20 protein-coding genes are annotated in these 24420 nt (G+C 40.4%); 9 read left to right on the plus strand and 11 right to left on the minus strand.

What is annotated here, in order from left to right:
- The first annotated feature begins 11 nt into the window (after window positions 1-11).
- Window positions 12-995, plus strand: coding sequence for a pyruvate dehydrogenase complex E1 component subunit beta (locus tag DVR12_RS07370; protein WP_116974992.1), 984 nt, complete (start codon window positions 12-14; stop codon window positions 993-995).
- A 99-nt stretch (window positions 996-1094) separates the two neighbouring features.
- On the opposite strand, the gene DVR12_RS07375 is transcribed toward DVR12_RS07370, so the two are convergent.
- The 4 genes from DVR12_RS07375 to DVR12_RS07390 all read right to left on the minus strand — a co-directional run bounded on the left by DVR12_RS07375 (window position 1095) and on the right by DVR12_RS07390 (window position 6440).
- Window positions 1095-3836 (minus strand): GH116 family glycosyl hydrolase, encoded by a 2742-nt coding sequence (locus tag DVR12_RS07375; RefSeq protein WP_116974993.1) that lies wholly within the window; start codon window positions 3834-3836, stop codon window positions 1095-1097.
- Window positions 3837-4100: 264 nt separating this feature from the next.
- Entirely contained in the window at window positions 4101-4982 is an 882-nt protein-coding gene (gene cysM / locus DVR12_RS07380) for a cysteine synthase CysM (protein WP_116974994.1), read from the minus strand.
- 10 nt (window positions 4983-4992) lie between these two features.
- Window positions 4993-5796, minus strand: a complete 804-nt coding sequence (locus DVR12_RS07385; protein WP_116974995.1) for a serine O-acetyltransferase — start codon at window positions 5794-5796, stop codon at window positions 4993-4995.
- Window positions 5797-5888: 92 nt separating this feature from the next.
- The gene (locus DVR12_RS07390) at window positions 5889-6440 is read right to left on the minus strand and encodes a GrpB family protein (protein ID WP_116974996.1); all 552 of its coding nucleotides are present in this window, start codon (window positions 6438-6440) and stop codon (window positions 5889-5891) included.
- A 103-nt stretch (window positions 6441-6543) separates the two neighbouring features.
- On the opposite strand from DVR12_RS07390, the gene DVR12_RS07395 reads away from it, so the two are divergent.
- Window positions 6544-7716 (plus strand): sigma-54-dependent transcriptional regulator, encoded by a 1173-nt coding sequence (locus tag DVR12_RS07395; protein ID WP_116975139.1) that lies wholly within the window; start codon window positions 6544-6546, stop codon window positions 7714-7716.
- A gap of 18 nt (window positions 7717-7734) precedes the next feature.
- A complete protein-coding gene (locus DVR12_RS07400) occupies window positions 7735-8382 on the plus strand; it encodes an alpha/beta fold hydrolase (protein WP_116974997.1) in 648 nt (215 codons plus the stop codon).
- Here the strand turns inward: DVR12_RS07400 and DVR12_RS07405 are convergent, their stop codons facing one another.
- Window positions 8383-9282, minus strand: a complete 900-nt coding sequence (locus DVR12_RS07405; protein WP_116974998.1) for a MerR family transcriptional regulator — start codon at window positions 9280-9282, stop codon at window positions 8383-8385.
- A gap of 142 nt (window positions 9283-9424) precedes the next feature.
- On the opposite strand from DVR12_RS07405, the gene lepB reads away from it, so the two are divergent.
- The 3 genes from lepB to DVR12_RS27485 all read left to right on the plus strand — a co-directional run bounded on the left by lepB (window position 9425) and on the right by DVR12_RS27485 (window position 11617).
- Window positions 9425-10621, plus strand: coding sequence for a signal peptidase I (lepB, locus tag DVR12_RS07410; protein WP_116974999.1), 1197 nt, complete (start codon window positions 9425-9427; stop codon window positions 10619-10621).
- A gap of 93 nt (window positions 10622-10714) precedes the next feature.
- A complete protein-coding gene (locus tag DVR12_RS07415) occupies window positions 10715-11203 on the plus strand; it encodes a cytidine deaminase (RefSeq protein ID WP_116975000.1) in 489 nt (162 codons plus the stop codon).
- A gap of 66 nt (window positions 11204-11269) precedes the next feature.
- The gene (locus DVR12_RS27485) at window positions 11270-11617 is read left to right on the plus strand and encodes a tetratricopeptide repeat protein (RefSeq protein ID WP_147323425.1); all 348 of its coding nucleotides are present in this window, start codon (window positions 11270-11272) and stop codon (window positions 11615-11617) included.
- A gap of 353 nt (window positions 11618-11970) precedes the next feature.
- Here DVR12_RS27485 and argS read toward each other — a convergent pair whose 3' ends face one another.
- The 4 genes from argS to DVR12_RS07440 form a co-directional block, all read right to left on the minus strand.
- Window positions 11971-13905 (minus strand): arginine--tRNA ligase, encoded by a 1935-nt coding sequence (gene argS, locus DVR12_RS07425; RefSeq protein WP_116975002.1) that lies wholly within the window; start codon window positions 13903-13905, stop codon window positions 11971-11973.
- A 112-nt stretch (window positions 13906-14017) separates the two neighbouring features.
- Window positions 14018-14575, minus strand: coding sequence for a porin family protein (locus tag DVR12_RS07430; RefSeq protein WP_116975003.1), 558 nt, complete (start codon window positions 14573-14575; stop codon window positions 14018-14020).
- Between the two features lie 64 nt (window positions 14576-14639).
- Window positions 14640-15122, minus strand: coding sequence for a GNAT family N-acetyltransferase (locus DVR12_RS07435; protein WP_116975004.1), 483 nt, complete (start codon window positions 15120-15122; stop codon window positions 14640-14642).
- 178 nt (window positions 15123-15300) lie between these two features.
- Complete coding sequence (locus DVR12_RS07440) at window positions 15301-16665, minus strand: OmpA family protein (protein WP_116975005.1); 1365 nt, start codon at window positions 16663-16665, stop codon at window positions 15301-15303.
- A gap of 285 nt (window positions 16666-16950) precedes the next feature.
- Here DVR12_RS07440 and dnaK point away from each other — a divergent pair, with 285 nt between their 5' ends.
- The 3 genes from dnaK to DVR12_RS07455 all read left to right on the plus strand — a co-directional run bounded on the left by dnaK (window position 16951) and on the right by DVR12_RS07455 (window position 22574).
- The gene (gene dnaK / locus DVR12_RS07445; RefSeq protein ID WP_116975006.1) at window positions 16951-18864 is read left to right on the plus strand and encodes a molecular chaperone DnaK; all 1914 of its coding nucleotides are present in this window, start codon (window positions 16951-16953) and stop codon (window positions 18862-18864) included.
- Between the two features lie 210 nt (window positions 18865-19074).
- Entirely contained in the window at window positions 19075-21564 is a 2490-nt protein-coding gene (locus DVR12_RS07450; protein ID WP_158563223.1) for a 4-alpha-glucanotransferase, read from the plus strand.
- Window positions 21561-22574, plus strand: a complete 1014-nt coding sequence (locus DVR12_RS07455) for a dipeptide epimerase (RefSeq protein WP_116975008.1) — start codon at window positions 21561-21563, stop codon at window positions 22572-22574. Before DVR12_RS07450 ends, DVR12_RS07455 begins: the two co-directional genes overlap by 4 nt.
- Here DVR12_RS07455 and DVR12_RS07460 read toward each other — a convergent pair.
- A complete protein-coding gene (locus DVR12_RS07460) occupies window positions 22571-22816 on the minus strand; it encodes a hypothetical protein (RefSeq protein WP_116975009.1) in 246 nt (81 codons plus the stop codon). The genes DVR12_RS07455 and DVR12_RS07460 overlap by 4 nt on opposite strands.
- On the minus strand, window positions 22803-24332 hold the full coding sequence (locus DVR12_RS07465) for a hypothetical protein (protein ID WP_116975010.1): 1530 nt from the start codon (window positions 24330-24332) through the stop codon (window positions 22803-22805). The genes DVR12_RS07460 and DVR12_RS07465 overlap by 14 nt, the downstream gene beginning before the upstream one ends.
- Window positions 24333-24420 lie beyond the last annotated feature (88 nt).

Genomic DNA, 24420 nt, shown 5'->3' on the forward strand with positions numbered 1-24420 from the left:
ATAAGAATAGCATGCGTCAGATAGCTTTCAGACAAGCCTTAAGAGAAGCCCTACAGGAGGAATTTCGTCGTGATGACAGAGTATTCCTTATGGGGGAGGAAGTAGCCGAATACAATGGTGCTTATAAAGTGAGCCAGGGAATGCTGGATGAGTTTGGTCCAAAACGTGTAATTGACACGCCAATTGCAGAGCTTGGATTTGCTGCCATTGGAGTAGGAGCTGCTCAAAACGGCCTACGTCCGGTTGTTGAATTCATGACATGGAACTTCGCTGTATTAGCGTTAGACCAAATATTAAATACAGCTTCTAAAATGTTGGCAATGAGTGGTGGCCAAATTGGTTGCCCGATTGTATTCCGCGGTCCAAACGGATCTGCAGGTCAATTAGGTGCTCAGCACTCTACCGCATTTGAAAGCTATTACGCTAATATCCCTGGATTAAAAGTAGTTTCTGTATCTAACCCATACGATGCAAAAGGTTTGCTTAAAGCTGCCATTCGCGACGATGATCCGGTTATTTTCATGGAAAGTGAAGTAATGTACGGTGATATGGGTGAAGTACCTGAAGAAGAATATATCATCCCTATCGGTAAAGCCGATATCAAACGTGCTGGTAAAGATGTAACTATCGTTTCTTTCAACAAAATGATGAAAGTAGCTTTAGGTGCAGCTGAAGAATTAGCAAAAGAAGGTATCGAAGCTGAAGTAATAGACTTACGTACTATTCGTCCGCTGGATTGGTTTACCATCCTCGAATCAGTTAAGAAAACCAACCGTCTGGTAATCGTTGAAGAACAATGGCCATTCGCCAGCGTTTCTTCTGAAATCACTTACCGCATCCAAAAAGAAGGTTTCGACTACCTGGATGCTCCTATCCGCCGTATCACTGCTGCTGATGCTCCAATGCACTATGCTCCAAACCTGGTTAAACTTTATCTGCCAGATATTGAGCGCACTGTGAAACTGGTGAAAGAAGTAATGTACATGAGAAAATAGTCTTCTGTATAAAATATTTAAAAAGGGCATTCTCTACCTGGTAGAGAATGCCCTTTTTTATTGCTATTAATTTGCAAAATCATCAAACTAAATTAAAAACTAACATTTAACATCAATCTTCAACCTATCCATTTTTATAAAATTAAAAACCGAGTTTAATGTTATGGTTAGCTGATTATCTTTAACGCTAAATGTAGCTGGTACTGGTATTTTTACAAGTTTATCTGTTAATCTTTCAACTAAAACAGTCACACTTTTTACCTCGCGTTTTTTTATCAACTCGAAATTCAACTTCTCCAGTTTTAATGTTCCGTAGAGAATTTCCATCCCATGATGTTGGCCTTCTTCTGTTCTACTCTGGTAATAACTTCCCCATCCCTTTGCTGTAATGAATGGAGTAGAGAAGTGTTTAGGATCTATTTTAGGGGCAAATCCAATTGTAGCTTTAGGACCATGATAGGTAAAGCCACATGCAGAGATAAACGTTCCATAACTTGCCATTGCTCTGGCATAGTGATCGCTACACTCTATTTCATTAAATGGATTTCTTTTGGCAGGATGATAACGATCGTGGATCATTCTGGTGAGTATCAGACTTTCATCAACCATCCCTTCAGCCATCATATGTGCTGCCACCTGATGTTCAAAGCCACTCATGCATTCATGAAAATAACCAAGCTGCCAGGTGGTATTTTCTCCGTAAGGTTTAGCCTCATTAGCTGGATTGGTATTCATAATCATACCGCCTTCGCCAGGCAAAACATAGGGTCTGCCGCCTAAATGGGTTTGAATATACGGACCAACATCAGCTGTGAAATTGTACTTCCACAATGCTTTTAATGCTGAAATAGTTTTGTCTTTATCCAATATTCTTGGTAATCCTACCTGAAATGCCCAGCTTTGTCCGTATACCTGGTCTATATGACAGGTATTGTAAGACCCGAGTTTTTGTCTTCCTTCTTTGGCATCTGGCCGGTGAATAAAGTATTCTCCATTGAAAAGATGCTGCTCCATATTTTTGCGGCCATTGGTAACGAAGGTTTTGCAGGTTTTTGCAAATTCAGTATCATTCATTTCAAGCGCCATTGCTTTCGATGCTTCTGCAGCTGCAATACAAAGACCAACTATCCATGCAATTTCTCCTTCCCAGACTGCATCCAGCGTGTTTTCCATCGGTGTATCAATCATTCCGTCACCATTCTTATCCTGAGCCATCATAAATTTGACAGCTTTTTTAATGGATGGCCAATTGGTTTTCAGAAAAGTATCGTCTTCACTCATCTGATGCTCTCTGTAAAATCTCAGGATCGTTCCTGCCTGCCCATCAATGGCAGGGCGATTCTCATTTTCACCTCTGAACCTGATAGCGCCACTATCGGGATAAAATCCGGTGCCAAGATCCACGCGTTGCCTCATATCACGCTCCAGGGTGGGGAATACACGGGCCATGGCATGGGCGTATTGCCAAACATGCGTACAGGTTCCAGCACAGGCACCTATACCTTCCCACGACCAGAACCGGCCGCTTGCAAATCTATATGTATTGGCAGTGGCCAGCGTACCTAAATTTAGAAATGTACGATCCAGGAACCAATATGGTAAGGTCGAAGCATTTTGCCAATATGTCCATAAATTGGCAGTATCTGTCAGGTAATTGAAATTGGTCTGCACATATTTACTTACCTCCAGGGCATCTTTAAATTTTTTTCCGTAGTAATATCCCTTCGCCGCATCCGGTACCAGTTTTATCAATTGAGGATGGGGATGATTGAAGTGCCAGCTAATACTGTACTTAGGCGAAAAGTAATCATTAGGAGCCATTTTACTGGTTGCGCTAATACTTCCAATTAGCTTATCAGGTGCTTCTGCTAAGCTATCATTGTTGTTATATTTATTAAAAGAATCGTTGCTAATTGTAGGATTAAACCCTGTATGAACTCCACTGGCCTTATCATGTAGTGTTAAACACATTGTACCCGCATCAGTTGAGGTTTTCAATTTCGGATCTATAGCATCAAAACTCATAAAGATGGAAGAGTTGTTAGTTGTTGCTATATGCTTATTGTGTTTTTTACCGTTACCAGGCTTAGCGCTCAGCTTATTCGCTCCGTTTTCCAACCATCCGGTTACTGTAACGGATATATTTTCCTTTGATTTGTTTACTACCATTACGTGTAGAAACGTCATTGGCAAAGAGGAATTATCAACATCGAGTGGAATAAAAGGAGATCCCACACTTAAGGAAACGCCTACCGGACAATCTTTACTCTCATACCTGATTAAGCAGGTAGGGTAAGAGCCCAGAAAGCTAACTTCATCCCAGTCGTCTTCTTTTAATTCCTTAATGATTGTTTTGTCACCTATTTTAATCTGAATGGCAAATCCCTGCTCCAATACCCGCATCTTATTTGCTTCAGGTGGTGCTACATAAGCCGCACCATCCCGGGGTCTGATTTGTCTGTTGCTCTTGCCATCATTCCATGTAACAGTAACAGGATTTATACCTTCATGCACTCCCTCCATGCTTTCATTAAAGATCTGCCAGAGCCAAAGTCGTCCGTCTCCGCCTGCATATACGGTACCAGTATGCAGCCCACCTACGGGCATGCCTATATACTTTAATTCATTTTTACTCTTAAAATAAGTCGTAGGATTCGATTCCCGATTGTATAATGATTGCACCCATTGTGGATCCAGATTCTTGTCTACGGGAATATTGTGGCCAGGCTGTTGAGGCTTCAGGAGATACTTTCCTACTACCGGGAGTGTGGATAGGGAAAGTGCAGCACTGAGTAATCCTGCTTGTTTAAGAAATACTCTTCTTGCGTTTTGGTTGTTCATTGTTCACTAATGATGTTTGTCCAAAATATAAAATTTTGCTCGCAAGCTCTATTTTTCTCGCAAAGAAGCAAAGCTTAATATTAAGGAGCAAAGGTTTTTTTTAAGATTTTTAAGGATTGAAGCGAATCTTTTTAAGAATTGCCGATTAGTTTAATTCGTAATTATAGCCAATCAATATTTCTTAAAATAGCTAATTCAATCCTTAAAAATCTTAAAAAAAACCTTTGCTCCTTAATATTAATCTTTCCGGCCTTTGCGAGAAACCTAAGAAAACAGGTCGCTAGACAGGTATCTGTCACCTCTGTCGCAGATAATGCAAACAATTGTACCTCTGGTCAGTTCCTGGGAAAGCCTTACAGCGGCTGCAACGGCGCCACCGCTACTCATACCGCAGAATACTGCTTCCTCTCTAGCCAGGCGTTTGCTCATTGCTCTGGCTTCTGCTTCAGAGATATCCATAATTCTGTCGATGCGTGATTTGTCGAAAATCTTAGGCAGGTAAGCTTCCGGCCATTTACGTATGCCCGGTATGCGTGAGCCGTCGGTAGGCTGACAACCAACTATCTGTACATTCTGATTTTGTTCCTTGAGGAATTTGGATACACCCATAATAGTTCCGGTAGTTCCCATTGCACTTACGAAGTGGGTAACTCTTCCGGCAGTATCCCGCCAGATTTCCGGGCCGGTGGTTTTATAGTGCATGCCGTAATTGTCTGGATTGGCGAACTGATTCAACATAAAATAACCTCCGCCGGCAACTTTTTCATTGGCATAATCTATAGAGCCTTCCATAGATAGTTCTTTAGGCGTAAGGGTAACTTTAGCACCATATACTTCCATGGTTAATACGCGTTCTCTGGTTGCATCTGCCGGCATTACCAATTCAATTTCAAGACCAAACAAACACGCAATCATAGCCAAAGCAATTCCTGTATTTCCGCTGGTAGCCTCAATCAGCTTCATGCCAGGCTTAATATCGCCACGGTCTAAAGCTCCTTTAATCATTCCATAGGCTGCCCGGTCTTTTACACTACCTGCCGGATTATTTCCTTCCAGTTTAGCAAAAATCTGCACGTTAGGATTAACGGAAATCTTTCTTAATTCCACCATCGGCGTATTACCGATCAATTCTATAATAGATGCCATGATTTATGTTTTATTCCTGATATCTGTGTTCTGGTCTGTAGTAAATTCTGGAAAACGGAGCTACACTTCTTATCAACCACACGTTACCACCTATTACGCTATGATGGCCAATAGTGGTTTCTCCTCCTAAAATAGTGGCTCCTGCATAGATAACAACATGCTCTTCAATTGTTGGATGGCGCTTGCTTCTGGCCATATCTTTATCAACACTCAATGCACCAAGGGTTACGCCCTGGTAAATTTTTACGTGTGGGCCGATAATAGTCGTTTCTCCAATTACGATGCCTGTTCCATGATCTATGCAACACCATGGGGCAATCATAGCACCCGGATGAATATCTATTCCGGTACGTGAATGTGCCAGCTCTGTGACCATTCTTGGCAACACGGGAATACGAAGTTCATACAGGGCATGTCCGATTCTGTAGAAAGCAATGGCGTAAAATCCGGGATATGAACGAATGATTTCATATACACAGGAAGCTGCCGGGTCGCCCTGAAAAATAGCTTCTGCATCTTTCACCAGGTCGTCATAGATCTGTGGCACCCTGTTCATAAACGTCTTACTCAATTCTATGGCCGTATTGGGTAATTGGGGGGCCATCGACTCAAGCAATTGCTGTAGTTGAGTGGTGAGCTGACTACTATATTCTATTAAGGCATTTGAATCTTTAATGATTTGTCCGGTATGTTCGGGAAATAACCAATTGAGTAGATTACTAACAAATTTGTCTACTGCACCTGTAGCCGGATAAGCATTGACTGCCGCCTTTTGGTGGCGCTGTCTGAGCGCTTCAAAAAATTCATCATTCATATAAGGAACGAATTACAGGTATCTCAACTTAAGATATCTTGAAAAGTAAGTATTATCCTGTAAAATTAGTAGACTAATCGTTAATTAACAAGCTAAAGGTTTATTGACTTTTTCCATAAATAAGCTCCTTCCATCAAAATATCGAAAACCGGGTCTTTAATATCATAATAAGCATCCATATTATCGGGGAAATACCTTGCCAACTGCTGTTTAATCTCAGCATACGCTTTAGCGGCATACGGATTGGCCCTCAGATAATCGCGACATAAAATTGCATATTGTTGATTGAACTCTCCCAACACCCGGATATGTAAATTCACTCTTGGTTGAGTCAGGGAGTAAAAGTGCTTTTTTAGTCCTTTTTCTGGAATATCATCTCTTCCCGGAGGTCTGTGATCGTCATAAATTTCTTTTTTAATGAATCCTAACTTCTCTAGTGCGCTCTGAATAGGAACGGCCAGCGACTCCACAGTTACCTGAATATCAATGACATCTTTGGCTGGCAAGCCCAAAACACTGGTAGAGCCTATATGATCTATACTTTTAATTTGATGACCTATTGCCGCCTGAATTTTTGTCTCAATTTGATGGTACCGTTCTTCCCAGTCGGATTGCCATGGAATAATTTGAATTGTTTCAGACATGTTAAATGAAGTTGACTATACTGCAATATTAATTGAGAATCTTTATTTTTGCCCGTTAAACAGAAAGCAGTATACAGCTTTTATATACAACCTAAAACTATTTATGGCTAACATTTTAATCATAGACGACGAGAAAAGTATTCGTAAAACCCTTACGGAGATATTAAGTTATGAAGGATATAAGGTTGAGGAAGCCGCGGATGGAATAGAAGGATTTAAGATGTTTCAGGCTAAAACCTATGACGCTGTATTGTGTGATATTAAGATGCCAAAGATGGATGGTCTCGAATTTCTGGAGAAAGCAAAAGAAGTGAATCCGGATGTTCCGATTATAATGGTTTCTGGTCATGGTAATATTGATACTGCCGTAGATGCTGTTAAAAAAGGCGCTTACGACTATATTTCAAAGCCACCTGATTTGAATCGCCTCCTTATTACCCTGCGCAATGCATTAGACAAAACTACACTGGTCACTGAAACAAAGACTTTACGCCGTAAGGTGCATAAAGTTCCGGAAATGATTGGTCAGTCGGCTGCAATTCTGAAGATCAGAGAAACGATTGATAAAGTAGCACCTACAGACGCAAGGGTATTGATTACCGGCGACAATGGATCAGGTAAGGAACTGGTAGCCCGTTGGTTGCATGAGCGTAGCAACCGTGCTTCCGGACCATTGGTAGAAGTGAATTGTGCAGCAATACCAAGTGAGTTGATTGAGAGCGAGTTGTTTGGACATGAGAAAGGATCATTTACTTCAGCCGTTAAGCAACGTATCGGAAAGTTCGAACAGGCTAATGGTGGTACATTGTTCCTGGACGAAATCGGAGATATGAGCCAAAGCGCTCAGGCAAAGGTTTTGAGAGCTTTGCAGGAAGGAAAAATTACCCGCGTGGGTGGCGATAAGGAAATTAGTGTGGACGTTCGCGTGGTTGCAGCTACCAATAAAGATTTATTGCAGGAAGTAGAAGAGAAGAACTTCAGACTGGATCTGTATCACAGATTAAGCGTAATTCTGATTCATGTTCCTTCATTAAATGAGAGGAAAGAAGATATTCCATTGCTGGTAGATAGCTTCCTGGAAAGTGTTTGCAATGAATATGGAATTGCAAAGAAAGCCGTTGATAAAGATGCAATGAAAGCATTACAACAGCATAACTGGACAGGAAATATCAGAGAGCTGCGCAATGTGGTGGAAAGATTAGTGATTCTTTCCGGGAAAACTATTACTGCCGATGATGTGAATGATTTTGTTGTTCCAAATCGAGATAGAAAATAGATTAGCTAAATATAGTTTATGCAGAAGCATCTATATCTGATAAGTGGATTAGGGGCTGATGAACGAATTTTTGCAAATTTGATTTTTCCTGCGGATTATAAGATACATTATTTACCCTGGATAAGTCCATTGCCCTCAGAGCCCATCAACCAGTATGCTGCCCGAATGGCAGAAAACATACAGGTAGATGGGCCTGTTGTTTTACTGGGTGTTTCATTTGGCGGAATTATGAGTCAGGAAATTGCAAAGCAAATTCCTGTGTCTCAAAATATCCTGATCTCCAGTATTAAGCATAGTAATGAAAAACCGCCCTACTACAAATGGATTAAAAGTTTAGGTATCCAAAATTTACCTGATCAGATTTTATATCGGCACAGAAGTTTGATAGTAAAGCGTTTCCTGAATACAGAAACGGAGTGGGAGAAAAAATTGGTAAATGAATACCTGCAAAAACAGGATTATACGTTTACCCGCTGGGCTGTAAATACAATTCTGAACTGGGAAAATCAGGAGGTACCCGATAATTTAATTCATATTCATGGCAATAAGGATTGGCCTTTTCCTATCAAATATATTACCCCAACTCATCTGATTGAAAATGCCGGTCATTTTATGGTATTAAACAGGGCAGCTGTGATTAACCAGATTCTCGCTGAAGTACTTTAACTAAAAGTAATTGGTAAGTTGATTTAATTGCTCTAACCTGATGATATTAGCCGGGAGAGGAGCTTGTAATAAGTTGGCTTGCGGCCCGGAAATTAAAATTTGTAGCCGGGGATATCTTTCACTTAAATTCAAGGTTAGTTCACTCAGATCGAAGGGGAGTGATTGTGTGAGAATATGCGTATATAGATGAGTAATTTTTTTTGTGTTGATAAAATTACCTAAGTCTTCCAGGGGAATATTAGGCCCGAAATAGGTTACCATTTTCCCATTCTTCTTCAGCAGGTAGTGTACATACAGTAAAGGAATTTCATGGAATTCTCCTTCAGGCAGAAATAACAGGAAATGTTCGGGGCATTGATAGTTCATACTTAAGGCATCAATAGCCGAAACCAGCTTGGTTTTGATGATATTGGAAGCAAAATGCTCCTGTGCCGGAATCACGTTATTGGTTAGCCACAATATTCCAATTTTTTCCAGGAACGGATATACTACAGTTGTAATTGTTTGCTCGATCCCGGATTCTGTGATTTGCTGAAGAAATACCTTTTCAAATCTTTCCTGATCATAATCGACGGTAGCATCAATGAGTTCGTGAATATGATAAAGTGTTTGGGAGCTTTGAGATATCTCAATAGTAAGTTCATTTTGCCGAGTTTCAGACATACTGGCAATCTTTGAGATCTTAATCCCATTATGGTATAAGTAGGCAATTCTTAAAAGGACCTTTAAGTCTTCTCCATCATAAATTCTATGATTGGTATCCTTTCTTCTGGCTTTAAATAAGTTATAGCGTTGCTCCCAAATCCTGATAGTATGAGCCTTTATACCAGTAAATCCTTCAATATCTTTTATCGTGAATGTATTCAAATCCGGAATTGTAAAGAGTTCAAATTTAATCAAATCGTTGCGAGTTCTGCCGTATGTTAAAATTTTTTAATAAATTATCTTTAATTGATTTTTAAGAAAACTTTTGTTAAATAATAGCTTAAGGGTAACAACAGAATATTATATTTGCCTTTTTAAGCATCTAACAAACACCTGAATGAATCTGGCATTTTGGAAAAAAAATAAAGACAATCAGCCTAAGAAGAAGAAATCTGTGGCTAGAGAATGGTTAGACGCTGGTATTTTCGCTATTATAGCTGCCACGCTTATCCGCACTTTTATATTTGAGGCCTATACGATCCCTACTCCATCCATGGAAAAGACCTTGCTGGTAAACGATTTTTTGTTTGTAAGCAAAATTAGTTATGGTCCAAGGATTCCTATGACTCCATTAGCAGTGCCATTTGTACATCATACTATGCCTTTTACAAAATCTACCAAGGCATATTCTGAAGCCATTAAATGGAAATACAGACGTTTACCTGGTTTCTCAGATATTAACCGTTACGATGTGGTAGTGTTTAACTTTCCGGAAGGTGACTCTGTAGCCCTGGGAACCGAAGAACCTAGCTATTATAACCTGGTAAGAAGAGAAGGCTGGAATGCTGTACATAATTCATATAAAGTTATTCAACGCCCGGTAGATAAAAGAGAAAACTATATCAAAAGATGTATGGCTCAAGCTGGCGATACACTTAAGATCATCAATAGTGTAGTATATGTAAATGGCCAACCGGCATTTGTTCCGCCTGGAAGTCAACATAAATATATTATAGAAACAACAGGTGATATTATCAATCCAAGCCGTCTCGAAGAATTGGGTGTAACCAATAGTGAAGCCTATGTGATGGGTAATAACAAATTTGTTTATAACCTGACACCAGCCGCTGCAGCCGCTATCAGTGAATTAAAGCCTGTGGTAAAAAGCGTATCTGTGTATATTGATTCAGAAAATTCTATGATGTTTGATTCAGTTGGAATTTTCCCGCACGATACAGCACATTATCACTGGACAGAAGAGAACTTCGGTCCGTTATATATTCCTAAAAAAGGAGCTACTGTTAAGTTAGATGAAAGTAATATTGCTATATACGATCGCATTATCAGAGTGTATGAAGGCAATACTTTAGAGCGTAAGGATGGTCAGTTTATTATTAATGGTCAACCTACCGATAGCTATACTTTCAAAATGAACTATTACTGGATGATGGGAGACAATCGCAATAACTCCCTTGATTCGCGCTTCTGGGGCTTTGTACCGGAAGATCACGTAGTAGGTAAGGCATGGCTGATCTGGATGAGCTATGGCGAAAATGGTATCCGCTGGAGCCGCATATTCAAAACCATTAAGTAATTACGATATTGAATATACGATAAGGACTGGCGCTGGCCAGTCCTTTTTCTTTTTATATCGTAAATTGTAAGGAAATAACAGAGAACCTCAATTATGGAAAAGCAGCAACTACAAATAAATTTTAATTCATACGACAGCATTCATGAGCTGGATGATGATGATGCCTGGTTACTCCAGGAGGCCAGAGCAGTGACGGCACAGGCTTATGCACCTTATTCAAAATTCCAGGTATCGGCAGTGATCCGTTTAGCAAATGGTGAAATTATCGCAGGTACTAATCAGGAGAACGCATCTTTTCCTGTTGGGATTTGTGCCGAAAGAGTAGCACTATCTACAGCTACTTCCCTCTATCCGGATATTCAAATAGAAACTATTGCAATAAGCTATCACAATTTAAATGGTGATAGTTCAACCCCCATTTCTCCCTGTGGTATTTGCCGTCAGACACTGAGCGAATATGAGAAACGTCAGGATGCTCCGATACGTCTGATAATGGGCGGACTGCAAGGGAAAGTACTGATCATGGATAGATCAGGTGATCTGTTACCGCTGGGATTTAGTGCAGATAATATGAACCGTTAAAAATATATTATCGATAATTTTTATTAATTATATATATATTTGTCGCGCAACCATGTCACGCGATTAATGAAATCCTGCCAACTTACAACTTGCATATGCTGTATTGTATTTTTCACTGCAATATGTTGTACACCGGTTTCAGGTTTCTTTGTTGAAAAACATATTCCTTCGAGAAACTATCGTACAAGAATATACGTTGTAAAAGATTCGCTGGAGTTGGCATCCCAATATCAGCAATTGGCACACGACTTGTATAGCAAGGGATTTTTCAAAAAAGCTATTGTACAATGGAAAAAAGTCTTAGACTTGCAACCTTGCAATGCTTTTGCTATGTTTATGCTGGGAAAATCGTATATGGGTGTAGGTAAGTTTAAGAAAGGAACCGCTTTGTGTGATCAGGCAGTAAAGCTATAGGATTAGAATCTAATTAAAAATATTTGCCACAGTGTGGAGATTCAAAAACAGCGCATTAAGGATAGGCAAGCTCCTTTTTCGCTGCGCTGCTTACTGTGGTATTTTCTTCGGTAGTTTGGCCACGGTGGCTGAAAGCTACTAGCGCTGTGATCTGTAAAGGCTCACAGCGCTTTTTTTTGCTCGCAAAGTGGCAAAGATTAATATTAAGATGCAGTTTTTTTGGTAAAAGCTATTAAGGACCGAAGCGGATATTTTAAAGAAATACTGATTAATCAATATCTCTTAAATATCCGCTTCGATCCTTAAAATATTTTATGTCTTAATACTAATCTTTGCCACTCTGCGAGAAACACCTACATTCTCTCTGGAACGCCTATACCAAGCAGCTTTAAGCTTTGTTTAAGCGTATTTGCTGTATGAGTGATCAGCTGAATACGTAGATATTTCTTGTCTTCACTTGCAGCACGCTTTACAGAATAAGTAGGAATGCCATCTACTTTTTCTGCATAGAAGGAGTTGAAGGTTTGTGCTAACTGGAACGCATAATTAGCGATAACAGAAGGACTTAATTCCTTATATGCATCAGCTACAACTGTGGAGAATTGTTCATTTAAAATTATCAACTCTTTTTCTAACGGTAATAGTGCTTCCTTAGCATCAAAAGCCGACAAATCAGGAACTTCTCCAAGTTCAGGATCTCTTAATATCGATTTTATACGTGCATAGGCGTATTGAACAAATGGTCCTGTAAACCCGTGCAGGTCAATTGATTCAGAAGGATCAAAAATCATCTTCTTCTTAGAATCTACTCTCAACAGGAAGAATTTCATAGAACCAATTCCCACTGTTTTATATAGCTCCCTCAATTCTTCTTCACTAAAGGAATCAAGATTTTTAGCTGATTCCTGCGTTTTTTGTTCTGCTGTGGAGATCATTTCATCGATCAGGTCATCTGCATCAACAACAGTACCTTCACGGCTCTTCATTCTACCTTCTGGTAATTCCACCATCCCGTAGCTCAGGTGTACAATACCATCGGCAGAAGGTTCTCCAAGCTTTTGAAGGATCAGTTGAAGTACCTTGAAGTGGTAATTCTGTTCGTCTGCCACTACATACATGCTCTTTTCCATCTGGTACTGATCGTATTTCAGACGGGCAGTTCCCAAGTCCTGGGTCATGTATACAGAAGTTCCGTCTCCTCTCAACAGCAGCTTCTGATCCAGACCATCTGCCGTTAAATCAATCCATACAGAATTATCTTCTTTTTTAAATAATACGCCCTTTCTAAGTCCTTCGGCAACCAGGTCTTTACCTAACAGGTAAGTTTCGCTTTCGAAGTACATTTGATCGAAATCAATTCCCAGGCGTTTGTAGGTTTCATCAAATCCTTCATACACCCAGCTATTCATGGTACCCCATAACTCTCTGACTTCAGGATTACCGGCTTCCCATTGTTGCAGCATGATTTTAGCCTGCTGCATGATTTCTGTTTTATTGCGCGACATTTCTTTAATGTCGCCCATAATTTTAGCGGTTTTTTCTTTGTCGGCCTTTACTTCAGGTTTATGAAGGGCAGTGACCAGCTTTTCGAGTTTTTGAGTTTCGGCTTCATCAAAATCCTGGAAATCGCTTTCCAATGCGCGGTCTATGATTATTTCTGCCTGTTCTTTTACCACTGTTTCAAACTTCACGTAATAATCTCCCACCAGGTGATCGCCTTTGATACCGGTTGATTTAGGAGTATCGCCATGGGCAAACATTTGCCAGGCCAGCATGGATTTACAGATGTGGATACCACGATCGTTTACCAGGTTAGCTTTGATCACTTCATATCCATTGGCTTTAATAATTTCTGCAATTGAAAAGCCCAGGAAATTATTTCTTAAATGCCCAAGATGCAGTGGTTTATTGGTATTGGGGGAAGAATATTCCACCATAATTTTTTTACCATTAGACGGCTGCATGCCGGGATTGGTGTTTTGAAATTGTTGCTGAAGGTAATTAAGCCAATAAGCATCATTGATGCTTAAATTCAGAAATCCCTTAACCACATTGAATTTGGAGATTAATTCAGGGTTATGGGCAACTAAGTATTCTCCTATGCGTTGAGCAGTTTCTTCTGGTTTTTGTCGGCTAAACTTGGTAAATGTGAAAACAACAATGGTGTATTCACCTTCGAACTCAGGTTTGGTGGTATTGATAGCAATGTCTGCTTCTGTCACCTGCTGATTATACAGTGAATTTACGGCTACGACTGCAGCTTGTCTGATTGATTGTACAACACTCATGCGGAAATTAATTAATGCGAGGAACAAAGATAGTCAATTACAACATGAGTATAAATGAAAACGGGCTGTCTTAAAAAAAAGACAACCCGTTAGAAGAAGTTTTCGTTGGCTACTAGAAAATATAGAATAAGTCGATCTGTGCTACAGAGTTTTTACCATTATTACCATTATCGTAAATATTGGTTAAGCCAAAGTTATATCTGGCACCAATTCCCAGACCCATATCCAGTTTATATCCTAAACCGAAGTTCAGTCCGAAATCTACAGTTTTCATCTGATCTTTTACATCCTGATTGATAGGACCAGCTTTTAATTTAGCACTTGTCATAAACCCAACCTGAGGACCTGCTTCCAGGAAGAATGATTCGATATGATATTGAGCCAGAACCGGAATATTGATATAATCTAATTTAAATGTTCCTTTTCCAAGAATAGTGTTTGCTTTAGAACCCTGTGTAGAATACTGTATCTCTGGTTGAACTGCCCAACTATCATTGAATTTATAATTCATAAGTCCTCCGGCATTGAATCCTGTTAATACTTTTGCATCATCAACATTAGTAAGTTTAGAGAGATTCAATCCACCTTTTACGCCAAATTTTACGTTTTGTGCCTGTACTGCCAGCAAACTTCCTATAGCTAAAAATCCTGTCAGAATAAATCTTTTCATGATATGTAAATTTTTGTATTTAGCTATTTTGCAAGAAGTATGCCGGATTAAATAACTGTTAAGTTTAAAGTGTTTTCAGCATCCAGTTATCACAACCGAAATGCCCTGTGTTTCCTAAGGGAGCGCTTAAGTATTCGAATCCAAATTGCTCATATACTTTTCTTGCTCTTGCCAGTTCAGGACTGGTTTCAAGATAACAATGCGTATATCCCTGTTCTTTAGCATATGCAAGGCACATATTAATCAGTTTTCCTGCCAGGCCTTTTCCTCTGGCCTGCGGTAACAAATACATTTTCTGTAATTCACAGATTTCTGCTGCACCACCATCCAATGGATGTATACCTGCACCACCAATTACCTGTCCGTCTATTTCCGCTACATAATAGATGGCTCTCGGCTTATCAAATAATTTAGACAGATGATCGGTAGTTGGGTCAGAATAGGCCGTTCCTGGCTTGTTCATACCAAATTCAGTAAGGGTAGTTCTAACTATGTTGGCAATAATTAAATCGTCGGCCTCTGTTATCTCTCTTATTATAGGTTCCATAGCTCGCAAGCTCGCTTTTTTCTCGCAGAGAAGCAAAGATTAATATTAAGAGGGAAAAGGATCGTAGCGAATCTTTGTAAGAACTTCTTACGGGTTACTTTTTTAAAATTCAATACGATCTTATTTTTCTTAATATTAATCTTTGCTTCTTTGCGAGAAACAGCGAGCCAGCGAGCTTTTAGAAGATATAGAATTCTACTCTTCTGTTTCTTTGTCGACCTGCCGCTGTATTGTTACTGGCAATAGGTTGACTCATGCCATAACCTACTGCTTCAATTTTAGTTGGATTGGCACCCTGACTAACAAGATAGGCTTTAACAGCTTCCGCACGTTCCCTGGAGAGTGCGAGATTTCTTTCTTTGTTACCTACATTGTCTGTATGCCCACTTAATTTCAGATTAAGGTGTTTGCGCTTGAGTAGGTCGGCCACTCTGTCTAAAGCCGGGTAGGAAGACGGTTTGATAGTAGCTTTTGCAAAATCGAATTCCAAATTTTGGATGGCTTCTTTTACAATTCGGTTGTCTTCTTCTGTGATTACGACTTTCTCTTCTATTTTCTCAGGAACTGGTAATGGGCAACCGGCTCCATCAACTTTTGTATTGGGAGGAGTGCCAGGGCATTTATCGAAATAGTCGGAAACTCCGTCACCGTCGCTATCTTTTGTCAGTTTATCTACTTCGGCCGTCAACCTGGCATTTATTTGTTGAGCAGAATCGAGGCTGGATGCCAATATCGCTTTTTGATACTGTACCTCTCTGTATAGCTGTTTGGCCGGATTATGCCATTGAAGTTGTCTTTTGCCCTTTTTGCCAATGGCAAACTCCAATCCTGCATATCCATATGAAAATTTGTCTTTATTTACTCCATGCGGATAACCGTCTAGGTTATCACCATCTGTATAGTACATGGTGTATCCCAGATCCAGGTTGATGTATTCTGAGAGTCTGAATTTCAGGCCTGCACCTACCGGGATTATTAGTTCCTGGATGCTTTTGTCATATTCCTTATAAGGAAACGTAGTTCCATCTTTCCGTGTGAGTTTAGGTTTATAACCGGCAATCCCACCGCCAACTGATGCATAGAGCTGTACGAAGTTCTGACGGAATAGCCAGTTGACAGTTGTGATGTTAAATACGGCGTTCAGGCTGGCTGTCCAGTTAAGATTGGTTTCAAAAGACTTGTACGGACTAACCGGTGGCATGCCATTGCCGAGGTTCTTGCTATTGTCTGCTCTGAGTTTTCCGCCAACATAATCGGCTCTTAAGGCGAAGCAGTGTAGAAGCTGGTACTTAACATAGGCGCCATATCCGCCGCTGGCTTTCCATTTGGTAAAATCATTGCTTCCTCCGGTAGCGGCAACGGGGGCCAATAAACCGCCATTTACGCCAACAGACCAGGTTTTATAGTCTTTAAGGCCATTGAACATTGGAGGAGGGGAATAAGTGGTACTCATTGTAGATGATGGCTGATTCTGGGCATGACTTAAAGCTGGGGCTGTTGTTAGCAGAGCACAGGCAGCTTTCCATAGAATGGTTCTGTTCATTGAATAAAGGTTAAAAGTGATCAACGGATAGGTCAGGAATGAAATAGCAGGTGAGAAGGCGTGGCTATGAACAATTTTGGCATTTATTTATTTAGTTATAGATAAGGAGTACCTGGCACGGTTAATCGGTGTAAAACAGGCTTATAAATAACTAATAATGAAACCGCTAACCCAAATATAATCTACCCGACTGACATAATTTCATATTTTTTTGCTTGGCATAATCATTGACAAACCAACGACAAACACATATATACTTACAACTAAAGGATAATCTTTTATACTATGGGAAAAATAATAGGCATTGACTTAGGAACTACCAATTCATGCGTTGCCGTTATGGAAGGTAACGAACCGGTAGTGATTGCCAATGATGAGGGAAGGAGAACAACCCCATCTGTAGTGGCTTTTTTAAAGAATGGAGAAAGAAAAGTAGGTGATCCAGCAAAACGGCAGGCTATTACGAACCCTGTTAATACGATCATGTCAGTGAAGCGTTTCATGGGCCGCCATTTTGACGAAGTAGCTAATGAGATCAGTCATATTACTTATAAAGTAGTTAGAGGAGATAATAATACTACCCGTATAGATATCGATGGTAGACTGTATACACCGCAGGAAATTTCAGCAATGATCCTGCAAAAAATGAAGAAAACAGCAGAAGATTATTTGGGCCAGGAAGTGAGCGAAGCAGTAATCACTGTTCCTGCTTACTTTAATGATGCTCAACGCCAGGCTACCAAAGAAGCCGGTGAAATCGCTGGTTTGACAGTTCGTCGTATCATCAATGAGCCTACCGCTGCTGCATTAGCTTACGGTATGGATAAAAAACACCAGGATAGCAAAATCGCTGTATTCGACCTTGGTGGCGGTACCTTCGATATCTCTATCCTCGAATTAGGAGACGGCGTATTTGAAGTGAAATCTACCAACGGTGATACCCACTTAGGGGGTGACGACTTCGATAAAGTGATCATGGACTGGTTGTCAGACGAATTCAAGAAAGACGAAGCTGTTGATCTGCACAAAGATCCAATGGCTTGGCAACGTCTGAAAGAAGCTGCCGAAAAAGCTAAGATCGAGTTATCTTCTTCTCAGGAAACAGAAATTAACTTACCATATATCACTGCGGTGGACGGAGCTCCTAAACACCTGGTGAAAAAACTGACCCGTGCTAAATTCGAACAACTGAGCGATAGCCTGGTTGAAAGAACATTGGAACCTTGCCGTAAAGCATTGAAAGATGCCGGTATGAATACTTCTGAAATTGATGAAGTAATCCTGGTAGGTGGTTCTACACGTATCCCTAAAATTCAGGAAGTAGTAGAGAAATTCTTCGGTAAAAAACCTAACAGAGGTGTAAACCCTGACGAAGTTGTTGCCGTAGGTGCCGCTATTCAGGGTGGTGTATTAACCGGTGAAGTTAAAGACGTATTGCTGCTCGACGTTACCCCGCTTTCTCTGGGTATCGAAACTATGGGTGGTGTAATGACCAAACTGATCGAAGCAAATACCACTATTCCTTCCAAAAAGTCTGAAACCTTCTCTACTGCGGCCGATAACCAACCTAGCGTGGAAATCAACGTATTACAAGGTGAAAGACCAATGGCTAATCAAAACAGATCATTAGGCCGATTCATCCTCAATGATATTCCTCCTGCTCCTCGTGGCGTTCCTAAGATTGAAGTTATCTTCGATATCGATGCTAACGGTATCTTACACGTTACCGCTAAAGATCAGGGTACCGGTAAATCTCAAAATATCCGTATCGAAGCTGGTAGCGGCTTAAGCAAAGAAGAAATCGAAAAGATGAAAGCTGAAGCTAAAGCCAACGAATCTGCCGATAAGGAACAACGCGAAAAAATCGAAATCCTTAACAAAGCAGATAGCCTTATCTTCCAAACTGAAAAGCAAATTAAAGAATACGGAGATAAATTACCTGCCGATAAGAAAGGTGCTATCGAAACAGCTTTAAACAAACTGAAAGAAGCTCAGAAATCTCAGGATGTTGCACAGGTTAACACTGCAATGCCTGAACTGGAAGCTGCATGGACTGCTGCATCTGAAGAAATGTACAAAGCTACTCAAGGTCAGGCAGATGGTGGTGCACAAGCTAATGCTGGTGCAGGCGCCGGTGCCGGTCAGACTTCTGCTGGTGGCGATGGCGTAACTGACGCTGAATTTGAAGAAGTGAAATAGTAAGTTTTCTCATCATCAATATAGTGAAAGCTGCAAGGGGTTTAAAACCCTTGCAGCTTTCGTTTTATAGTTTAAGCATATTTTATTACTTTGGCGTGGCTTTGAGCCGGAGACCAAATGAATTATAGAATACGTTTCTACTTACGTTATCATACCTTTTATGGGCAAAACCTTTATCTCACAGGTACGCTGCCCGAAAAGACATACCCTATGAAATGGCTAAACGATGATTGGTGGTATGCCGAGATCAACGTGCCTCCAAACACGATCCAATCTTTTAGTTATCAATATTTTCTACAGGAACGAGCAGAAACTACCTACGACGGTATAGTTCATCACTATAATCATCTCGATGCACAACAAGAATTAGTATTCATCGATTCCTGGATGGATGCCTCCGATCCCCGCCGTACCTGGATCTCAGCACCCTTTACCAGAGTGTTTTTTCAACGGCCACAAAATTCTCTTCAATTAAATAATACCACCCATATCTTCAAAGTTCAGGCTCCCCTGTTGCCCGTTCATCAGACCGTTTGTATCATGGGTAGCGATTTACCAACCGGTTACTGGAACACAGAGCAACCTCTTTTAATGCACTATGACAGCAATGGATGGTTTGCTGCAGCTATTAATCTGAATGGCAGAATGTCGCCCCTGGCTTATAAATACGGAATTTATGACACGGCAACACAGCAATTTATCAGATATGAGGAAGGAGCGAACAGAATTTTAAATACCATCGCTACAACTAACCGGCAGACAATTATGCACGATGGGTATTTAAGAGTACCTATTACTGAATGGAAAGGCGCCGGTGTTTCTGTTCCGGTATTTAGTCTGAGAAGTGATGAAGGATTTGGAACAGGAGAATTTGCCGATTTACCACTGTTTGCCAGATGGGTAAGCCAGCGTAACCTTCAACTGATTCAGCTCTTGCCAGTGAACGATACCATTCAGACTCATTCATGGCTCGATTCATATCCATATGCCGCTATATCTTCCTTTGCCTTACACCCAATGTATATCAGGTTGCAGGATGTAGGAAAACTTCCCGATAATCATCTGCTTGAAAAGCAATTCAACAGATTACGCAAATGGCTAAACGAGAAAGAAGAAGTGGATTATGAAACAGTGGTTTCCTATAAATTGGCCTATCTCAGAGCATTGCATGAACTTGAAAACGAGAAGTTACAAACACCTGCCTATTGGGATTGGTTTGATGTAAATGAACACTGGCTATTACCTTATGCAGTTTTTTGTGCATTGAGAAACAGATATCAGACAGCTAAATGGAAGGAATGGCCCGAATATCAACGATACGATGCAACTATTATTTATAACTTATTAACTGCCGATAAAGAACTGGGAGCAGAAGTGAATTTCTATTTTTATGTTCAGTTCCATCTGCACCTGCAATTAAAAAAAGCAGTTGAAGAAGTACATAAACAGGGTATTGCCTTAAAAGGAGATATTCCTATTGGTGTAGCCCGTTGGAGTGCTGATACCTGGAAGAATCCCGAGGCTTTTAATCTGGATATGCAGGCAGGCGCTCCTCCCGACCTGTTTGCAAAAGATGGCCAGAATTGGGGTTTTCCGACCTACAATTGGGAAGTAATGTTGCAGGATGATCTTACATGGTGGAAACAACGATTGCAGCATATGTCGGTTTATTTTGATGCTTTCAGATTAGATCATGTGCTGGGATTCTTTCGCATATGGCAGATTCCGGAAACTGCTATACATGGTATCCTTGGTTACTTTCATCCTGCTATCCCGATTAGCAAAGAAGAAATTTTGCAGCGAAATATAGCTTTTGAGGAAGATAGATTTTGCATGCCTTATATTACTGATAGGATTCTTGAAGAAGCATTTGGAAACTACGCCGGAATAATCAGGGATGAATTGATGGAACCTTTGACAGATGGACGTTACAGACTGGTAAAATATTCAACACAAAAAGACGTAGTAGCTTCAACGTTACCAGATGCCATTAAATCTGTGCTGCTGAACTTATTAACAGATGTACTATTTATCAAAGTTAAACATCAACATAAAAATCAATATCATCCCCGATATCAACTTTCTTCAACAAATTCATTCACAGCTTTAGATCTGCAAACACAACAACAATTAAAAAATTTATACAACGATTATTTTTATAACAGACAGGAAAGTATCTGGCAGAAATCAGCCAGTACTAAATTACCATTGATAAGAAGCGCTACGAATATGTTGATAAGCGGAGAAGATCTGGGAGTAGTACCCAACTGCCTGCCTGGTGTAATGAAGTCGCAAGGCTTATTGAGCATGATGGTAGAGCGTATGCCTAAAACAAGCAACACTGTGTTTTCAGATATTTCGCAGGCTTCCTATCTTACTGTACTTACTCCTTCTACTCACGATATGTCTACACTTCGTGGTTGGTGGGAAGAAGAAAAATATATCACCAGCAAATACTATAATGAAGTGCTGGAAAAAACTGATGAGGCGCCAGAAATATTAACTGCAGCCTTAATGCAGGAAATTATAGACAGGCATACAGAAGCACCGGCTATTTTAAGAATCTTTCAGCTGCAGGACTTGCTGGCTGCATCAGGAAGTTATACCTTGCAGGAACCTGAAAAGGAAAGAATTAATATACCTGCAAACCCAAATCATTATTGGCGTTACAGAATGCCGGTTGATATTACACGCTTATGAAACTTACGTTATATCCATTTGAACTAAAGTTTAAACATACCTTTACGATCTCCCGTAAATCAAAAGATGTGCAACCCTTGCTGGTAGTCAGATTAGCGCAGGATGGTAAGCATGGCCTGGGTGAAACAGCAGATAATGCATATTATAACATGACCGTTCCGTTATTAATGGCAGATATCGAAAAACACCGCTCCTTCATTGAAAACTACACTTTATCGACTCCCGAACAATACTGGGCAGACCTCTATCCTTTGCTGGGGCATAATCTATTTGCCTTATGTGCATTGGATATTGCAGCCTGGGATCTTTATGCCAAGCTGCAACAGAAGAAATTGTATGAGGTATGGGGGCTGGATATAACGCATAATCCGATGACGGATTATACCATTGGAATAGATACAATTCCAAATATGGTACAGAAATTAAAAGAATTCCCATGGCCAATTTATAAAATCAAACTAGGTACAAAAGAAGATATTGAAATAATTAAAGCCTTGAGAGCGCATACAGATGCCACTTTCAGAGTAGATGCAAATTGTGCCTGGGGAGTGGAAGAAACACTGAGAAATGCGCTTGAATTAAAGAAGCTGGGAGTGGAATTTATTGAACAGCCTATGCCTGCAAATGATAAGGAAGGAATGAAAATAATTTTTGAGCAATCTGCTCTTCCGGTAATTGCGGATGAAAGCTGTATTCTTGAAGCAGACGTAGCAGCATGCAAAGGCTTATTTCATGGTATCAATATAAAGCTCACTAAATGTGGTGGAATTACTCCGGCACTGAGAATGATCAGGGAAGCCAAAAGCTACGGTATGAAGGTAATGACGGGTAGTATGAATGAAAGTACAGTAGGAACATCGGCTGTTGCCCATTTATTACCGTTGCTCGACTATGTGGATATGGATGGACCATTATTGCTGGCATCGGATACCTCAACGGGTATCACGATGCAGGAAGGCCGTATTTTTTATGCAGATAGAACAGGAACGGGAGCTGAGTTATTAGCTTAGTCCATTTCTTTCCAGGTTTGTGCAAGAAAAACATAGTCTTCAATAATACCTGTGGCTATGATCATTTTACCGGCCATTGGCATTAAGTCGTTAGACATAAACGGATTGCCATTGGCTTGCCTGATCAGGAAATCGCCTTTATCAGTAACCAGAAAAACACCCAGGTGTTCACTTTTGCTGAATTGGCCAAAAGTACGTAAGACCAGGCGGCCTGTTAGTGTGATAGTTTTATCTGCTGACATACTCCCGATAACCTAAGATTTGATTGTTTTTTTCTTTTACCACTAATACTTTTCTGTGAGGTGTATCTCCCTGATCTGCTGATTCCGAAAATACGTGAAATTTAACAGAATGGGCTTGATGATGCGATCTCTTTTTTTTGTTGATGAAAACTTTTGGAACAGTTTTATCAATGAATTTCTTTTCTTCCAATAACTGGGTAAGAGCCGAATTCAGGTTAGAATCTACCTCCTGGGAATGATCTACAGGCTCTGGCACATGAATAAAGTCATCCAGCATTTTACCCCTGGCTTCCAGATTATCCCTTCTGTTTTGCAAAGTATTGATGAATAATTCGCTCTGTGTGGCGCTTGGATCTTTTTCATTGACCACAGGTTGCCAGGAAGGATCACCTAATAAATAGAACTGAGCCGCAGTTTTAAGTTCAAAAGGATCCAGGGTTGGCCCCATTTCATTTAAGAACTTCTGTCTGGCTTCCAGGAGAGCGCGGCCAGTGGAGGCCCCATTCAACACATTAATAACAAAATACTGAGTAAGCAAATCTGCCAAACCCTGACCAGTAGACGGCCCATAGGCAATATTTGAACTGCCAAGGAATGCCAGCGCATTATTTAACAGGTAACTGTTGGCAATACTCATCCTTTTAGCCCCATTTTTCTTAGGATCAAATAACTGACCACCATAACAACATTCGGCGGCTACAATGGTACCTTTACTAATCTTATCCTTCAAAATATCAGAGCGTAGTGCTAAAGGAAAATCGGTTAGCTTCTGGCCATAATAACCGGGATTATTAATAGCCCCATGGCAGTTAATAAAATGAGTTTTGGGTAATAATTCGGATGTCCAGTTAGTACCTGTCAGGTCTTCGTTTCCCGGGAAAACCACCATTTTATCATGGTTTCCGAAAATACTCAGCAGGCTATTTTGAGTAGAAGCCTGCCAATCGAAGGTACTGATAGAGAAATAAGGCAAATATTCGTTTAAAGCCCCGGGCACAGCATTGATGATGTTGGCTATCAGGGTACGCAGATAACTAACATCCGGAACCGCCGGAATATCCGGGAGCCGGCCAACCACCCTGGTAGGCGAAACAAAGACGCCAGGATCGGTATTGTAAGGAGTATCGCATGCATAAGGCAAGTCGCTGGGAATAAAGGCATCCGGATCATGATCACCTGGCAACAGGTTTTTCAGGCGCTGTAAAGGAACAATGTCCTGAGACCCTACAATCATGATATATCCGGGAGTGAAATACCTGTATAGTTCGTCTATGGCCTGCTTACATTGTGCCTCATTATTGGCGGTAGTAACAGCGGTAGCCTGATAAGACTGCATTTGATCTGCATCGTCGATCAGTACTATCTGAGTATCCAGATGTCTTTCATTGTCATCGGCCTTCAGGGCATTAAGGTCATCCAGGATAAGTTGAAAATCCGGGCCATACTTTTCCTTCAGGGCAGATTTATTGGTTATAATTAGTTTGGTAGTCAGCATATGTGTTATTGGGGTTGCCATTACGCTGGATTTGTCTGTCAAAAATATTAAATATTATTTAAGTTGCTTAGTGGAAAAGTAAACCGTATTTTTCAGGAAATCGTTCCAC

It is taken from the genome of Chitinophaga silvatica (assembly GCF_003419895.1).
GTDB lineage: Bacteria > Bacteroidota > Bacteroidia > Chitinophagales > Chitinophagaceae > Chitinophaga > Chitinophaga silvatica.

Coding starts and splice junctions, on each gene's coding strand:
- DVR12_RS07370 (WP_116974992.1), top strand. CDS start 12: ATGCGTCAGATAGCTTTCAGACAAGCCTTAAGAGAAGCCCTACAGGAG.
- DVR12_RS07375 (WP_116974993.1), bottom strand. CDS start 3,836: ATGAACAACCAAAACGCAAGAAGAGTATTTCTTAAACAAGCAGGATTA.
- cysM (WP_116974994.1), bottom strand. CDS start 4,982: ATGGCATCTATTATAGAATTGATCGGTAATACGCCGATGGTGGAATTA.
- DVR12_RS07385 (WP_116974995.1), bottom strand. CDS start 5,796: ATGAATGATGAATTTTTTGAAGCGCTCAGACAGCGCCACCAAAAGGCG.
- DVR12_RS07390 (WP_116974996.1), bottom strand. CDS start 6,440: ATGTCTGAAACAATTCAAATTATTCCATGGCAATCCGACTGGGAAGAA.
- DVR12_RS07395 (WP_116975139.1), top strand. CDS start 6,544: ATGGCTAACATTTTAATCATAGACGACGAGAAAAGTATTCGTAAAACC.
- DVR12_RS07400 (WP_116974997.1), top strand. CDS start 7,735: ATGCAGAAGCATCTATATCTGATAAGTGGATTAGGGGCTGATGAACGA.
- lepB (WP_116974999.1), top strand. CDS start 9,425: ATGAATCTGGCATTTTGGAAAAAAAATAAAGACAATCAGCCTAAGAAG.
- DVR12_RS07415 (WP_116975000.1), top strand. CDS start 10,715: ATGGAAAAGCAGCAACTACAAATAAATTTTAATTCATACGACAGCATT.
- DVR12_RS27485 (WP_147323425.1), top strand. CDS start 11,270: ATGAAATCCTGCCAACTTACAACTTGCATATGCTGTATTGTATTTTTC.
- argS (WP_116975002.1), bottom strand. CDS start 13,905: ATGAGTGTTGTACAATCAATCAGACAAGCTGCAGTCGTAGCCGTAAAT.
- DVR12_RS07430 (WP_116975003.1), bottom strand. CDS start 14,575: ATGAAAAGATTTATTCTGACAGGATTTTTAGCTATAGGAAGTTTGCTG.
- DVR12_RS07435 (WP_116975004.1), bottom strand. CDS start 15,122: ATGGAACCTATAATAAGAGAGATAACAGAGGCCGACGATTTAATTATT.
- DVR12_RS07440 (WP_116975005.1), bottom strand. CDS start 16,665: ATGAACAGAACCATTCTATGGAAAGCTGCCTGTGCTCTGCTAACAACA.
- dnaK (WP_116975006.1), top strand. CDS start 16,951: ATGGGAAAAATAATAGGCATTGACTTAGGAACTACCAATTCATGCGTT.
- DVR12_RS07450 (WP_158563223.1), top strand. CDS start 19,075: ATGAAATGGCTAAACGATGATTGGTGGTATGCCGAGATCAACGTGCCT.
- DVR12_RS07455 (WP_116975008.1), top strand. CDS start 21,561: ATGAAACTTACGTTATATCCATTTGAACTAAAGTTTAAACATACCTTT.
- DVR12_RS07460 (WP_116975009.1), bottom strand. CDS start 22,816: ATGTCAGCAGATAAAACTATCACACTAACAGGCCGCCTGGTCTTACGT.
- DVR12_RS07465 (WP_116975010.1), bottom strand. CDS start 24,332: ATGGCAACCCCAATAACACATATGCTGACTACCAAACTAATTATAACC.